This is a genomic window from Ancylomarina sp. YFZ004, assembly GCF_054254355.1.
Window position 1 is genome coordinate 69522 of record NZ_JBTCHQ010000015.1, and the last position, 15967, is coordinate 85488.

At 34.9% G+C, this 15967-nt stretch carries 15 protein-coding genes; 13 read left to right on the forward strand and 2 right to left on the reverse strand.

All coding sequences use genetic code 11. The features are described from left to right. The first annotated feature begins 168 nt into the window (after positions 1-168). The 10 genes from ACXR6G_RS18300 to ACXR6G_RS18345 all read left to right on the forward strand — a co-directional run bounded on the left by ACXR6G_RS18300 (position 169) and on the right by ACXR6G_RS18345 (position 10689). A complete protein-coding gene (locus ACXR6G_RS18300; protein WP_458362902.1) occupies positions 169-945 on the forward strand; it encodes a helix-turn-helix transcriptional regulator in 777 nt (258 codons plus the stop codon). Positions 946-1107: 162 nt separating this feature from the next. Continuing rightward, complete coding sequence (locus ACXR6G_RS18305) at positions 1108-1335, forward strand: hypothetical protein (protein WP_458362903.1); 228 nt, start codon at positions 1108-1110, stop codon at positions 1333-1335. 241 nt (positions 1336-1576) lie between these two features. Then, positions 1577-2335, forward strand: coding sequence for a hypothetical protein (locus tag ACXR6G_RS18310; RefSeq protein ID WP_458362904.1), 759 nt, complete (start codon positions 1577-1579; stop codon positions 2333-2335). Further along, the gene (locus tag ACXR6G_RS18315) at positions 2325-2984 is read left to right on the forward strand and encodes a hypothetical protein (protein ID WP_458362905.1); all 660 of its coding nucleotides are present in this window, start codon (positions 2325-2327) and stop codon (positions 2982-2984) included. Before ACXR6G_RS18310 ends, ACXR6G_RS18315 begins: the two co-directional genes overlap by 11 nt. Before the next feature lie 28 nt (positions 2985-3012). Continuing rightward, the gene (locus ACXR6G_RS18320; RefSeq protein WP_458362906.1) at positions 3013-4950 is read left to right on the forward strand and encodes a hypothetical protein; all 1938 of its coding nucleotides are present in this window, start codon (positions 3013-3015) and stop codon (positions 4948-4950) included. Positions 4951-5005: 55 nt separating this feature from the next. Continuing rightward, entirely contained in the window at positions 5006-5917 is a 912-nt protein-coding gene (locus ACXR6G_RS18325; RefSeq protein ID WP_458362907.1) for a hypothetical protein, read from the forward strand. Beyond that, positions 5901-6893 (forward strand): hypothetical protein, encoded by a 993-nt coding sequence (locus ACXR6G_RS18330; RefSeq protein ID WP_458362908.1) that lies wholly within the window; start codon positions 5901-5903, stop codon positions 6891-6893. Before ACXR6G_RS18325 ends, ACXR6G_RS18330 begins: the two co-directional genes overlap by 17 nt. 11 nt (positions 6894-6904) lie before the next feature. Next, entirely contained in the window at positions 6905-7423 is a 519-nt protein-coding gene (locus tag ACXR6G_RS18335; RefSeq protein ID WP_458362909.1) for a hypothetical protein, read from the forward strand. 573 nt (positions 7424-7996) lie between these two features. Further along, positions 7997-8290, forward strand: coding sequence for a hypothetical protein (locus ACXR6G_RS18340; protein WP_458362910.1), 294 nt, complete (start codon positions 7997-7999; stop codon positions 8288-8290). A 398-nt stretch (positions 8291-8688) separates the two neighbouring features. Then, complete coding sequence (locus ACXR6G_RS18345; protein ID WP_458362911.1) at positions 8689-10689, forward strand: fructose-1,6-bisphosphatase; 2001 nt, start codon at positions 8689-8691, stop codon at positions 10687-10689. A gap of 266 nt (positions 10690-10955) precedes the next feature. Here ACXR6G_RS18345 and ACXR6G_RS18350 read toward each other — a convergent pair whose 3' ends face one another. After that, entirely contained in the window at positions 10956-11357 is a 402-nt protein-coding gene (locus tag ACXR6G_RS18350) for a hypothetical protein (protein WP_458362912.1), read from the reverse strand. Positions 11358-11401: 44 nt separating this feature from the next. Further along, complete coding sequence (locus tag ACXR6G_RS18355; protein ID WP_458362913.1) at positions 11402-12211, reverse strand: 5' nucleotidase, NT5C type; 810 nt, start codon at positions 12209-12211, stop codon at positions 11402-11404. A gap of 332 nt (positions 12212-12543) precedes the next feature. Here ACXR6G_RS18355 and ACXR6G_RS18360 point away from each other — a divergent pair, with 332 nt between their 5' ends. The 3 genes from ACXR6G_RS18360 (at position 12544) to ACXR6G_RS18370 (ending at position 15964) form a co-directional block, all read left to right on the forward strand. Next, on the forward strand, positions 12544-13320 hold the full coding sequence (locus ACXR6G_RS18360; RefSeq protein ID WP_458362914.1) for an ADP-ribosylglycohydrolase family protein: 777 nt from the start codon (positions 12544-12546) through the stop codon (positions 13318-13320). 88 nt (positions 13321-13408) lie between these two features. Beyond that, a complete protein-coding gene (locus ACXR6G_RS18365; RefSeq protein ID WP_458362915.1) occupies positions 13409-15097 on the forward strand; it encodes a hypothetical protein in 1689 nt (562 codons plus the stop codon). Positions 15098-15112: 15 nt separating this feature from the next. Then, a complete protein-coding gene (locus ACXR6G_RS18370; protein WP_458362916.1) occupies positions 15113-15964 on the forward strand; it encodes a helix-turn-helix transcriptional regulator in 852 nt (283 codons plus the stop codon). The last annotated feature ends 3 nt before the right edge of the window (positions 15965-15967 follow it).

Sequence of the window (15967 nt, forward strand, 5' to 3'; positions counted from 1 at the left end):
CTAAGTGTGGAAGTTAAATTATCAAGGGTTGGATTAGTAGTCTAACCCTTTCTTCATAAATTCTTTAAAACTGAAATAAAATTGTCTTACCAAGCTACACTCAAACGATACCTCGCAATAATTAGTAAAATTGAAAGATACCATTTCCCTAGTCTTAATGACATCAAAATGTCACTCGAAAATCGTGGTTTATCCGTCTCTACAAGAACAATTGAGAGAAGTATTGAAACTTTAAGGGATGACTTTGGTGTGGATATATCATATAATAAAACCTACAATGGTTATTGTATTGATAAAACGTCTTCTATAGATTTTTCTGATTTTTTAGGGTTTTTAAAGCATTCTTATTCTTCAAAGAACATTGTTGATAATTTAAGAGATGGTAAAGATGTTCTAAAGTACATTCATTTCGATTCTTATACTGAGATGATTGGTGTGGAACACATCCAACCCTTGCTCGAAGCTATTCGTAACAGAAATGTTGTTCATATGATGTATAAAAATCTCGAAGAACAAACAGTTTATAACACTTATCTTAATCCTGAGTTTTTAAAAGAATATAAAAATAGATGGTATGTTATTGGTTTCGATACTAATAATGCTAAGCAAAGAATTTATGCTTTAGACAGAATTTCTAGGGTTTTTGTTGGCTCCAGAGTTTTCAAACGGAAGTTGCCTGATGCTAGTGACGTGTTTGATAATGTTATTGGATTAAATATAACTGATAAGGATCCCATTGAGATTCAACTTTCAATTTCTCAAAGTGTAGCTAGTGATTTGAAAAATATTCCATTTCATCATTCTCAAAAAATATTGTCAGATAATGATGAAGAATTGCTTATATCCATTTTTGTAAGGCCTAATTTCGATTTAAAACGTAAAATTCAATCCTATGGTCATCGAATTAAGGTGAAAAAACCTTTTTTTCTAATGGATAGGATATAATGTTTTTACCATTCCGTCAAGTTTTGGCGGTCTTACATAATACATTTGTTTTCATAATAAACGGTTCTTTAATTCCTTAATTTTGGAGATGAAAGGTTAATGAAAGTTTCATAATTCAAGATTGAATGTAGAGCCAATTTTTTAATGATTAAAACAAATAAAATGAGTCGAGTTAAAATCACATTACACAATTCAAGTTCTGATAAAGTCATTTTTCATTATGGTTCTCAATCTTTTAGTGCAAGTTCCAGTTGCGGCACTTTAAAGCCTGGTGAAACTAAAAGTACAACAATTCCAGGTGATAGCTACATATCTTATACCAAGGGAGGTTCTCCTAACAATAAAGTGGGACAAGCCACAGGTGATGGTCAATCATTCACTGCATATTAATTAGGGCTTATGAATTTTGGGACTATTATCTAGGTGTTGTCTTGATTCTAGATGGCTTTGCTGTGAGTATGGGTACTGCTTTTCTATATTATTATGGAACCCATGATGAAAATAATATATTTTACTTTTGAAGTGGAATTGCAGCAGTCGTAATTGGCTATAAAGTTATTAAGGCTGAATAAATAAAAGCCCTAAACGCAAGTTTAGGGCTTACTTATATCATTATTAGAAATTATCTTTTATGACAAAAGGCAGTAATATGTACGAGATATCGCTTTCGAAATTGAATAAAACAAGCAGGAAGAGGCTGATAACTGCCAAAAAATATATCGATAGATATGTGAAAAAGCATTGTTCTTCTCAATTTTCTGAAGACATGACACAGAATAAGGAACTCATACGCCTACTTTATACAAGCCCTTTTCATACTGCCTGTCGTTCAAATATTTTGAAATTAGGACTAGAGTATTATTCTGGTCTATTATTAATCTCTCAAATACCTGTTTCTTTTTATTGGCAGTACAGATTTAAGAAATATAGGATCTGTTACAAAAGCAATGAGCTGTCTGGATCTTCAAATCCTGATGCAATAAGAAGATGGTTTGTAAAAGGTTATGATTTAGATGCAGGTTTAAACTGGTACAGAAATTTGCATAGACGAAGGCATTTGCATTATGAAGCTGTGGTTCGTTATCGCAATTTGCATAAGGGTGAAAAGCCTCATTGGAATTTGGCAAAGTTGTATTGCGGTTATCCTTTTAAAAATGATATTACAAGCAAAAAACTGGATGTGATAATGAAAGAGGAGCCAGGCTTGAGTTTGATGGACTATATAAAAAATTCTACTTTTTTTACAAATCAACCAAGCACATTCTTACACTCAGTTGCTTTGTATTTAAATTGCGAAACAAGCACTAAAATAGGAAGTCTTAATTCTGAAGATATTTGTAATGCTCTATGGAAATGCTATTTGCGTGACGAATCTGATTATGAGCGATGAATTGATTTTGATCTTATTCTCTATAATCATCATATTACTCCTTTATGTGATAATACATAATTGGGAATCATTTTTTTATTGGTTGATTAAGGCTTTGTTGACTATTGGAGCGTGGACAGTCGGTTTGTGTTTTATTTTCGTTGTCATTGTTCAATTATACGAATGGGCTAGTTCGCCTGATTACTATTCAGATCCCATGTATGTAGAGTCTAATCCCTGTTTTGAACATGATTTTACAGCTCTTAAAAAAGTGAGTATGGCAGCCAGACATAATAATCCTGGTAATCTTAGACCGGTAAACAGTCAAACAGGATTTCGACAATTTCCAGATATGGAATCAGGTTATAAAGCATTGATCCATGACCTGAAGGCTAAAATCTCTGGTCGCTCAAAATTTACAAGTGGTGATGAAACATTGGAGGATCTGATTTATATATACGCACCCCCTTCTGAGAATAATAGTCATGCCTATGTTTCAAAAGTTGCGGTAATGCTCGGTGTTGGTAGTACTGAGCCAATTGCCAATATAGATGTGCATCCGCTGACAAAAGCCATCATATATGTTGAGGATATACGCTTGTATAAAAGAATCTTTTCGACCTCTGAAAAACAACAGTTAATAATAGACACGATTGCTTCTAAACAGTGAACAAAATTATAAGAAGAAAGATATAAAGATGATTGATGTAAAAAAGAGCACAGAAGAGAACTTATTTACTTTCCGAAAACTATTTTCGACTTATGTAAATCGTTCTTTTAAAGATGTTGACGATTGTAAATGGCAGAAATCAGTACGCATATTTCTCTCTGAAGATAATCAAATGAAAATTGTCGAACTATCAGAAGGGATATCCGTTGTATTGCTTAGTGAGTTGCATCTTTGGTGTGAAGATGTGATAGATAGAGTACGTCTATCTAGTTTAGCTCTTAAACTCGGAGAAACAAAATATGCTCAGAGCCTTATGGATGAGGCCAGTACTCTGGTTGAAGATTTTGAAGACGGATATGCCGTTCTGAAAGCTAGTGTTATAAATAAACTCTTATCTGATGAATGCTTAAGTGAACTGTTTAATTCAGCACTACAGCATGCGAAAAGTCAAAAAGAATATTTGGATTTAACTGCTATTGGCGAAGCGCTTCAAATCTCAAATGAGCTTACTGAAGATTGTTTAAACATAGCTTTAGATTTTGAAATTACCTTTGAAGGATCATTGTTGCTAGCAGAATATTATTCAGCTATCGATCAACAAAAATCTTGGGATTGGTATATCAATAGCTTCCAATTTTGGGAAGATGCTGGTTGTTGTGATGATATTTTCTATTCTCTGGAAAAATCAAGTTTGCCCGGTATTAAAAAGAACAAACTTGTTGATTACATATTAAGCATTGAAGATGATCTGGAAGATCGTTTTCTTGTTTTAGAACACTATTATGAATATTCTTCAAAAATAGATATTGCTTTTGCTGTTGATTTTTTACAAGATTGTATCGATAAAAAAGAATGGAGTTTGATTAATGACTGTATAGACAAATTTAACTTATCTATTCCTGATGATCTTAAGCTTTTAATAGAGAACCAAGACCTGCTCAGTTGGTCTAATCCTGATACCCTTGAGCTTTTAAAGAAGGACTGTGACTTTTTCAACTTGTCAATTCCCGAGCATTTTATGCTTTTAATGCAGGAAAGTGACTTTAAGGGATTAGAATCTTTATCTGACGTATTGGCTTACGCAGAATTGACCTTAAAAATCACTAAGAATAAGGAAGATGCAAGCTTTTGGTTTAGGAGAGCCATGAAACACGTAGAAGAATCTGAAATAACTCAAGTAAAAGGATCTTTTCATGGTAGATTAGTGCTTGCCGAGGATATTTGGCATATGCTTCACGACGATTATGTTTTGCATTTCTATTTGTATAATGCATACAGACGTCAAGTTAATGATGATAAGAACGAAGTCTATGGTCAGCATTTAAAAGAGATAATCACTGTAATTAATAGAACCAGTAAGAATACTGTTGAATTAAAAAGATATTTTGACTTAATACTAAGCGAAAAACACTTGAGTTCTACCTATTGTTTTGCTTGTAAAATGGCGTATGAAAGTTCACAAGAATGGCTTTTGGTTGATAAATTATATTCAAAAGCATTAAAAACAGTAGAATCTTTTGATGATGTTTTTAACTTATACAAGTTATGTAATGATGTGAATATATTCAGATACGATAATAGTGGCATTTTATATGTGCCACTTAAAATATCCGAGCAGAAGATGTTGACAACAAATGATGCATTAAGATTTGCTAAAGAGATTAATTGTATAGATGCTTTAAAATATAGGAAGAACATTATTAATAGAAAAGATTTAGCAAAAGTAAAATTTGATACTTCTAAAGATAGAATGGATTCAATTTTATCAAAAGCGGTTGAATTTGCAAATTGTACTGAAGATTATCAAAACATCATACGATTTGTAAATTTCGATTTGAAAGATACACCTAGAGCTTTGGAGTTTATAAAGAAGGGGTTTAATTCATCAAGTATAGGTAATGAGTATAATATGCTTTGCCAGGAATCCAAGCTAATTTTAGGGTGCGATTGGGAGAGTGCTTTTTAAGGGATTGAAATGTGATATTTATTTTGTGTAACTTCTTTAAATCACGAGGGATATAATGATAAAACGTTCAGAAAGATCAACATTTAGTATTTATAACAGATACTACCTAGAAGTTAAAGAAATTATTAAAAGTATTGATCCTCTGGGTCAGAATCAGGAAGAATTTACATCGGAGTATGTGTATCATCAATATATTCTTGGACTTTACAAAATACATTTTGAAAAAGAGAAAATTGAGAGGTTGAACCTGGATGTTTTCACATCTCGTGTAGCTCATAATATAACAGAATGTTACCTTGTTTTATTCGATGAAGTTAATGAAATAGATGCCAGAGATGCTAAAAAGATTGCAAAAGGCATCAAGTCCTTTTTAAATGGGAATAAAATTAAAACGCTTGATCAATTAGTTGAATGTACAGATATGCCACTGTTTTGTGAGATTCTGAATAAATACGGTAAAACTAATGAGTATAAAGTCAATTGTATAGATAAATCAGTTGAAAACATCTGTTGTAAATTGTTTCTTCGTGTTTTATTCGAAGATTTAAGTCTTGTCGAAATCGAACATTTCTTGTTGAAGTATTATGAATATCAGGATCACTCTTTTACTTCCATAGATATCGTAAATAAAAGGGCTTTCTCACTTGCTCGTAAACTTTACTTTTGGAAAAAAGGCAAGATGTCAAAAGCTCTAAAAAGAGATGAATACAGAAAATTACTCCGTCATATAGATGATGTGTTTTGTGAGATAAATCCTGCAGATCTATGGCTTGATGTTGATGGGTGGTATGACGGATATGATCTTGAAGCATTTTCCTTAATTGTTAGGATGAGTGATTGCGATGACGAAAAATCTTTGCGTGATGTAATAACTAAAGTTCGGAAGTTGTGGTTTCCTTATCGTTTAGAGAGAGAAATAGAATTTGATAAAGTATCAAAATTAATTTGGAATGAATTTTATGAATAAACGCTTTTTAATACTCGCATTCGCAATAAGCATTCTTTTAGTTGCTTTTTTTGTTATAAAATCAGAGTCCTCTATTTTTAAGTTCCAAAATGAACAGACGATTGATGCTTTGTTAATGACAAAAGTATTTGGAAACTACGATTCCGAATTAAAACTATCAATTGTAGATTCTACAGATCATGCTATCGGAGTAAAGCATTCTTTAAGTGTTTCTGGCGCAATTTTCTACACCAAGCATTTTATAAATGCAGATTCAAATGAATGTATACTAATAACTGAATCTCCCTCTTATTGTACGGTATCGGAATATAAAAAAAAGAATATTGAGACGAATTTTAACTGGCAGGATTCTTTACAAAAATTAGTGAAAAAGAAATACAATCTAGTCTGTTCAGATTGCCATGCCTGTGGTGTGGCTATGGGGTATTATGTTTTCCATAAAGAATATGGAAACTGGGAGTTGCATGAATCTTATCCGAAATTTGATAGACTGGGTGCGTTCGGGAGGTTCTATGGTGAGATAAATTTTCTGAAAATTGGTCGAAGAGAGTATGGTCTTTTTATCGAATCTAAAGGAGGTAGTCAAGGTGAAACCATAAGGTATTTAAGAATCTACACTGTTTTTAATGGAAAAATAGAAGTGGCTTTTACTAAGCAAATGTACTATTGTAATGATGGGGCAGTTGGTAAACCAGAGATCATATATTCTCAAGAGGAATTAAACCTGTTAGATGAATACGATAGAGAAATGTATCATCGGTCTTTAGATTATATAGAGGAGAAGTCCATATACGAGTTAATTGATCGATCTGGAGATTATTTTGATCTGAAACTCACCAAGCAACAAACAGATTATCGAGGTGAGATATCTAAAGAAATAACACCTTATGTTTTTAAGGCTGGAACTTACGAGATCCAAATCCAATCAGATATAAACATTCAGAAAATCCAACCAAATTTTACTAACAAGCACTAAGGACATCAAGTATGAATATTATTATAGCAACTATTAATCATGAACATTTCCTCGATCAGTCAGACAGAATTAGATTTGAAAAAGATGTCAAAAAACGTGGGATAAACAGAGTTTTTTATATCTCTAAAGCCCATAAGCTAATTGAGTTGTTAGAGGAGCGTAAAGATGAGGAAAATATACTAATTTCTAATTTTCCTCCTAATAGCTCCTATAATAATGATAAAGTGTATGATACATACGAGGATGAAAATTTTATTTACAGATCTCTTCCTGCTGATTCTTACTTAATGACATTTGAATATTATAATAACATAGGATCTAAATATGGCCTGACAGGTGTTAACTTCATAACAGGTGCTCCAAAATCAATCGTCTCACTTGATTGTTTAAATGAGATTGTTAGCTGTGTGCATGTGAATGCTTTTTATAGATCTGATTATTTTAAGTCTAATATCCCTAGCAGTATTTCCATATATCGTTACATGATTCAGTCTGTGAAAGATCTTATGGCAAGTCAACCCATAGAGTAATGATAAGTCAAGAGCTAGTTTAGGATGTCTCATATGGGTGATGATTAAAACAGCCCCAAACCGTCGATCATCTTGTGTCAAATATCTCAATATTCATTTTCATACAAATGGATCACTTTATGGCTATCCCTGATTTCAGTTTTGACACTGCCTTATCTGACATTTTAAAGTATGAAGTTAAAATGTCGCACAAGGAGGTATACCCTTGATTGTCTGATATTGATGTGATTTTTTGTTGAAGTATGTGTGATGCCAAATGGATTTTAGTCTTGGCTATAAAGTTAAATGGTATAATGCCGAGTATATTGAGTTGAGTCGTAGAAGAGCTTGTGAATTTAATGGCTCAAACGAAACAATAATCAATATTAATCGTTAAATTCGCTGAGCTTTCAGAAGATGTGATATTTGATGATGGTGTTTATAAGAGATAATACTTTCTCATCATAAAACCTATATGTGGGTGATTATCTTATTGATGATAGACCAAATAAAGGTAAGTATGAAATGATTTGTTTCTGATAACTCCACAAATTTGGATACAGTCATTGAATAATTATTAATAAAAACTTAGTTATGACTATTAGTAGTAAGTTCAAAAATGTACCAGTAGAAGAGGATACAACGATATTGGCGGAGCAGGAAGCCAAATTGGGAGAATACGATATAATTTATCAAAAGTGGTTTTGGGATGGTATTACTGCCGAAAGTTTTATTTTTGCCAACGAAGATGTCACAGAGCTGAATGATGAAGAAATACAAAAGGAAATTAAGTCTTCTCCTTTGCTAGAAACTGACACTAAGATTACAATTTGTAGATCAGAGTCTGGCTATACGTTTGTTAATTTTAATTTTGTGACAAAAGATTAAGCTCTTTTGGTTTTTACCTTTTACAATACTTGGTTAACTTTTAGGCAGCTCTTAGTTCAAATATAATGAGCTGCTTCATTTTTTGTATTCTCTTCTGAATTGCCTGTTATACCAAATGGACTTTAGTCTTGACTAGAAAGCTTAAAGGTATAATGCCGATGTATATTAAGTTGAGTCGTAGATGCGTTAGCGAACCGAACAAAGTGAGTTAATGAACTCAATATTATACAATAATTCGTGAATATTTTTTGGCTCAAACGTACCGGAACGCAGTATAGATCATCACTAAGCTAAATGAAAATGAATTCATGAAGTTCTTGTCATGAATAGATAAAGTGAAGAATTTGCCATCTCATGAGGCGATGTATTTAATGAATCAATTATATAAAAAAAGATAAATGGATCTTAACTACCAAGAGGATGAGTTGTTACAGAACAACTACAGTGAAGATGAATTACGGTTTTTAAATCTACTTGCTGAAAAATTTCCTACGGTACAGGCTGCATGTACCGAAATAATAAATCTTGAATCCATACTCAACCTTCCCAAAGGATCGGAGCATTTTCTAACGGATATACATGGGGAATACGAGACTTTTAGTCATGTTCTGAGAAATGCTTCGGGTATGGTGCGCAAAAAAATTGATGCTGTGTATGCGAATACACTCAACGAAAAAGAAAAAAATCAGTTGGCAATACTGATTTACTATCCCGAGGAGAAACTCAAACTCATTACCAACGAACAGGAGGATTTGAACGAATGGTTCTCAATTACGCTTCGCCGATTAATGGCCGTGGCACGTGTATCGGCCGATAAGTACACCCAATCGAAGGTAAGAAAGGCTATGCCATCCGATTTTGCCTATGTGATTGATGAGTTGCTGAATGAGCCTAACGCGAAGAAAGAAAAGTATTTTGATTGCATTATACAATCGATTATCGATGTTGATCGGGCCAATCAATTTATTGTGGCGATCAGTAAATTTATACAACGTTTATTGATTGATCGCCTGCATATTATTGGGGATATCTATGATAGAGGACCTTTTGCCGATAAGGTGATGGATGTAATCCATGATCACTATTCGGTAGACATACAGTGGGGAAATCATGATATTGTTTGGATGGCCGCTGCTACTGGAATTAGAGCCAGCATTGCAGCTGTAATTCGTTTGAGTGCTCGCTACAACAATCTAGATACTCTGGAAGATGCCTATGGAATTAATCTAATGCCTCTGGCCACTTTTGCCATGAAGGCCTATGAGAGTGATCCATGTGAAGCTTTCATCCCCAAAAATACACCTCCGGAAAATATTGGTTCTACGCAGATTAAATTGACCAGTAAAATGCACAAAGCCATCATGGTGATTGAGATGAAACTGGCCGGCGATATCATCCAACGCAGTCCTGAAATGGAGATGGAAGATCGATTGCTGCTCGATAAAATCGATTATGAAAAGGGGATCGTAATTATTGATGGACGAGAATTGGAGTTGAACGACAAATCGTTTCCTACCATTGATCCAAAAAATCCTTATGAACTAACCGAAGAAGAGAAAGAGCTCACTGAAAAACTTCGTTACTCATTCCTGTATTGTGAAAAGTTGCAGCGCCATATTAAAACCTTATTTTCCAAGGGAAGTACCTATCTATCTTACAATTCAAATTTACTATTTCATGGTTGCGTCCCTCTCGATGAAAAAGGGGATCTGAAAGATCTGACTTTGCAAGGCAAAGCTTACAAGGGAAAGGCTCTGTATGATCAATTTGATTTGATCTGTCGACGAGCGTACTTTAACCGTGAACATCCTGAAAAAACGAATAAGGATAGGGTTTACATGTGGTACCTTTGGAGTGGCGCTTATTCACCTCTTTTTGGGAAGAAGAAAATGGCCACTTTCGAACGTTATTTTCTTGACGATAAGGAAGCACAGCGAGAGGAGATCAATATGTACTACAAACTAAGAGATGATTCAGCGAGCTGTAGTCGAATTTTAGAAGAGTTTGGACTCGATCCGGAAGTTTCTCATATCATTAATGGACATGTACCAGTACAGGTTGGAAAAGGCGAAAGTCCGGTAAAAGCCGATGGTAAACTTTTTGTAATTGATGGAGGAATGTCGAAACCCTATCAAAAAGTGACCGGTATTGCTGGCTACACTCTAATTTACGATTCTTATAGCTTAATTCTTGCTGAACATGCCTCTTTTGAATCAAAACGGAAAGCTATTATCGAGGAAGTTGATATTGTTTCAACAAGAAGCATGATTGAGCACGCTACCACGCGAATTCGTGTGGGAGATACTCATATTGGAGCCAATCTGCGTCAACAAATTCAAGATCTGAATCGATTGCTCGATGCTTATCGAAAAGGGCGTGTGAAAATTAAAAAGGCATAGAATAAATATTAGCCTTCGCATTCCTTCAATCTATTGATATTAAGATAAAATAGATTGATGCAAAAATGAGTTGTTATAATTAATGATAAGTAAGAATAGAAAGTCTTAATCATTATTGATTCAGGCTTTTACAATAAAGAGGAATGTATTTATTTCCTGATACAGAAAGTAATTAAGTCAATTTTGTGTCAATTTATTTCAGGTCGAGACATAATATACAATTAAGGCGGATTCTTCAAAAAATCCGCCTTGTTCAATTCCGTTTACTACAAATAATGAAATAGGAGAAGTATCTTTTTAGTATCCTCTTTTAGATTTTCATCTTTGTTTACACCCCAAATAATATTGCTTTTTTTTCCAAAGGTTTCTGTAATTTGATCTAAATGATTTGAGATTTCGACCATAGTGATTTCTGGCTCAGAAGATGTAAAACAAACGAGTATTTCTGAAGCTCTGTGATTAGAAGGTAGCGTTTCCAATGCTTTTTTTAATGATGAATTCAGAGATTCTGTTTTTTCTTCTAAAATTAGATATTGGATGTTTTCCTGATTTGATGTGAAATGAGCAAAGTCTTCTGCATCAATCTGAATGTATCCTGGATTTTGAAGAAACAAGGCTATAGCTTGAATAATATTTGCAGGACAGCTTTGGAATGTATTTAGGTGCATGATTTAGGAGTTGGATTTATACTAGAGAAGATCTCAGACACACTTTATGATTTTTTTAGCGCATGTTTCACATATTCAATCACCAAATAATCGAAAACGCTATCCCAATTAGGGTATTGATCGGTAAGGAAATGAATCAGTTCTCCTGTAAATTCACCAGCTCCATTTTTTGTTCTGTCATCTATTAGGTAGTCGCCTGCGTTTAGGTTTTTGTTATGAGATAAAATGAGTCGTTTATGACCAATCTTTGGAAGGTATTCATGCACCCATTTCAACTTATCAGACCAGGCACTTGGGTTTTCCCATGGGGCTGTGGAGAGAATGTAGATATCGTAAATTTCAGCCAGTTTCTCAACGATATAAAGAGCTCCTGAGGTAGGCTTCATTAGGCTAAAGATTCCAGGGACTTCATCTAAACGATCTTCGTATTCCTTTTGGGTGGCATCACTTAGTTGATCAATTCCCGATTGGAAGTCAACCAGTACGCTGTCCATGTCAATATATAGAATCTTCTTACTGAATTTTTTTTCGATTATCATTTTACCTGCCATGCTTTCGCAAATTTCGTCAGTGTCCTTGTAGCGTAGGGGAGATTCATGATTCACTTCAGAAAGCCCTAATTTTGCACGCTTTCTACTAATTCGTTCCATATAGTCATCCGACCAGGGATTGCTTTTTTCATAAGTGTAAAAATCATATTCTTCAGGAAACAAGAGTATGTTGAAATGGTTGGCTATTCCCATTATTTCATTTTCTAAGGCTTCTTTTTTGTCTAATTCTATTATTTGTTCAGGAGTAAGACCCTTTCGGGCTTCCTCGTATTTCTTAAGCTCCTCTTTGCTTGTTCTGTTCATGATGCTTGTGTTTTTTAGTTTATACAGTAAAGGTCGCTTCTAAGACCGCCAAACTATGTCGAGGTTATTTTTTTGTTTATATATTTTATATCCGTCATGTTTTGGCGTACTGTCTGTTTAGTTTTGTAGTTTTAGTGACGTTTGACAGATTTTTAAGTTTTGACAATTCAATTGACAATTGAATAAGAGCTTCCTCCCAAATGATTTTCATTGTGAGGAGGCTCTTTTTTTTAGATATAACGACTAGTTAAATTACCAACGACATGTATTGACGTACCCGTTCAATATCTTTGTTGCATAAAAATAATAAAGTTTAACTAAAATATAAGATTATGTTTGGAGCTATAGCTGGAGATGTGATTGGATCTGTTTTTGAATGGAACAATTACAAGGGAACTGATTTTGATTTGTTCCATCCTACAACCGATTTTACCGATGATACTGTATTAAGTATTGCAACAGCAGAAGTTCTGTTGGATCAGGCAGATTATACTGATGCCTATCAGAATTACGGACAAAACTACCCTGGACGGGGATATGGGGGTAATTTTGCCCAGTGGATTCATTCCGAAGATGCACAGCCCTACAATTCCTGGGGAAATGGCAGTGCGATGCGAGTGAGCCCAGTTGGTTTTATGTGTGACAGCACGGAGGAAGTGCTCAAGGAGGCTGAGAAATCTGCCAGAGTCACTCATTCTCATCCGGAGGGTATCAAAGGGGCACAGGCAACAGCTTTGAGTATCTTTTTGGCAAGGACGGGGAACAGTAAAGAAACGATTCGTGAAACCATCAGTAATCTTTTCGATTACGATTTATCACGCACAGTAGATGGAATTCGTCCTAACTATGAATTTAATGAAAGCTGTCAGGAAACGGTTCCCGAAGCGATTATTGCTTTTCTCGAGAGTACAGATTTTGAAGATGCCATTCGTCTAGCTATTTCACTGGGAGGAGATAGTGATACCTTAGCCTGCATTACAGGTGGTATTGCTCAGGCCTACTACAAAGAAATCCCCAAACATATTGTTGATGGTGTAAATGCTTTGCTACCTATCGAATTTAAAGCCATCATCGAAGAATTTAATCGTAAATGTAAGATTTCGTATTAGCTTAAAAAAAATCTCTTCAGCTCTTAACAATCTGTGCTGATCTAATATCAGTTGTCTTTTTCTATTCATATTCATTCAAGTCATTTTCATGGAAACTACTATAGAATACAGTGAAAATTATCATGTTTTTCGATATCATCTTAGTTTGTGTACCGAAAATATTCAGGAGTTGATACGAAGTCACAGATCTGTGATTACTGATATGATGGAGGAGGATGTCGAATTAACATTAAGGGAACTTCACATTTGGTGTCAGTCGGTTCAGGATCGCATTCTTATTGTACAACTCGCTTGTAAATCCAGGCGCACTTGTTTTTTTAACGAGCTGGTGGATGAAGCCATTTCACTGGTAGAGAATCATCACGATTGTACCTATATCCTAAAGGCAAATGTTAGAAATCAATTTCTAAGTCTACAACAAACAGAATCGCTCTTTAATAAAGCAAATGGATGGGCTGAATATACCTGGGAATATTTGGAACTTGCAAAATTGGAACATCAAAGTCCTTTGATGATTTATGAGTTTGAAGATGCTTTAGAGAAAGCAGCGGAGCTTGCGAATACCAGTGATGACTGCTGTTGTATGGGCGAATTTTATGCGAAAATAGGGAAGGAAAGCGATAAAGCCTGTTTGTGGTACGACAAAGCCATGACTCTGGTGGAAGATGATGACGATAGGGAAGCTATTTTGTGTTCAATTGGTCGTTACTTTAAAGATGAGGCGTTTAAAAGAGAGATGTATGAGCAGTTATTCGATCAGGCAAAGGATAAATCTTTGAGATTGAAAGTGTTTTTTCTCTTAAAATCAAAGTTTTGGGATGAACAAAAAGCAGGAGAGAAGTGGGCTGATTTTTGTTATGAAATTATGCTTGTCCAGGATTGGCAATTTTTACATCAAATTTGTGATAAATTCTATCGAAAAGGTGCGAAGGCACTTAGAAAATATTTTGAGAAAATGCCCCTTACTGAACCTAAAGAAGCTTTGAATATCTTGCCATATGCCCGCTTTTTAAAGCGACTCTATTGCAACAAAAAGAAAGCGGAAGAATGGATCAATAAAGCCTTTCATTTGCAAATTGAAAAGGATAGTTTGGATCATCAGCCCTTTCTCACAATTGCCATTGCAGCCTGGAAGGAATTGAAAGATATCAGCTTGACTCATGAAATTATTAAGGAGGCAGCAGATCGTGTTGAAAACGTTGAGGAGTACTATCAAATTTTTGATACCATCAGAGAAACGACCCATGACAAATTATTGATGAAAGCGTATTGTAAGACTTGTCTGGCTAAGAAATATGCCACCCATGAGTATTATCGAATTGTCAAATTTGCTGTGATCGTATTGGAAGATATGGATTTGGCAAACAGGGCTGTGAAACAGGCAATGAGACATGTTTCTGATTATGACGCTGGTATGTTGATTAGACAAGTAATAGTGGATCATGACCTGGACGAAAAACAGGCAGATAAATGTTTGATTTTGATGCATCAATTGATTGGATCATGCGCCAATGCGATTGATCTGGCTCAAATACTTCATGATATAAGCGAGCCTAAGGAAGTGGAACAGGTATTGGAAAACGCATTAAATTTGGTTAAATCGACCAAAGATTTTTCTATTATGATAAGATTTGTTAATTTTTGGCTGTCAAATACAAAAAAGGCACAATTCTTATTAAATCGAGCCATAGAAAAAGCTGACAAAGCTTCGGATTTTCAGCTTTTGGTGCAAGATGCCAAACTGCTATATGGATTAGATTGGAGGAAGGCTTTTTAAATGAATACAATTTTTATGTCACAACAAGCTACTATTAAGCGCTATCTTTTGTTAATAGAAAAAGTGAAAAGAGCGACCTATCCTTCTAAGCAAGATTTGATCGATTTATTAAACGATCAGGGCTTAAGTTGTTCAGAACGAACTTTTCAACGCTCGCTGGAGAGTATCAGAAACGAGTTTGGGGTAGAAATTGCCTACCATCCTGATAGACGAGGCTACTATGTTGACGATGAGTTAAGTGTAGATTACGAGCCATTTTTGCGCTTTTTGGATATTGCTCAATCTGCCAACACTTTGATCGAAACCTTACGAGACGGAAAAGAATCCCTGCAGTACATTCACTTCGATTCAAGTTCTCACATGATTGGGGTTCATTATTTGCAGCCTCTTCTTCGGGCAGTAAAAGCGAACCTGAAAGTAAAGCTAACCTACTCGCATTTTCAGAAGGAGGGAGATCGAACCTTTATCATGCATCCTGAATTACTCAAGGAGTACATGAATCGCTGGTATGTGATGGGGCATGTTGACTACGCAGAAGAAGCGCGTGTATACGCTCTCGATAGGATTACCAAATTGGAAGTTTTACCCGATACCTTTACCCGAAAATTAGGCAGTGCAGAGGAAGTATTCGGAGGTATAATTGGGGTGGATTTTTCAGGTGAGAAAATTGAAAAAGTTGTCCTCTCTTTCACGCCTGAGCAGGGGAATTATATCAGAACCTTGCCTTTGCATACTTCTCAGGAGGTTTTAATTGATAACGAAGACGAGTTTCGCATCGCTTTATGGGTGAAACCCAACTTTGAACTAAAGCAACGAATTCAAATGTATGGCGATCAGGTAAAGGTTCTGGAGCCCGCAGACTTATAAGAA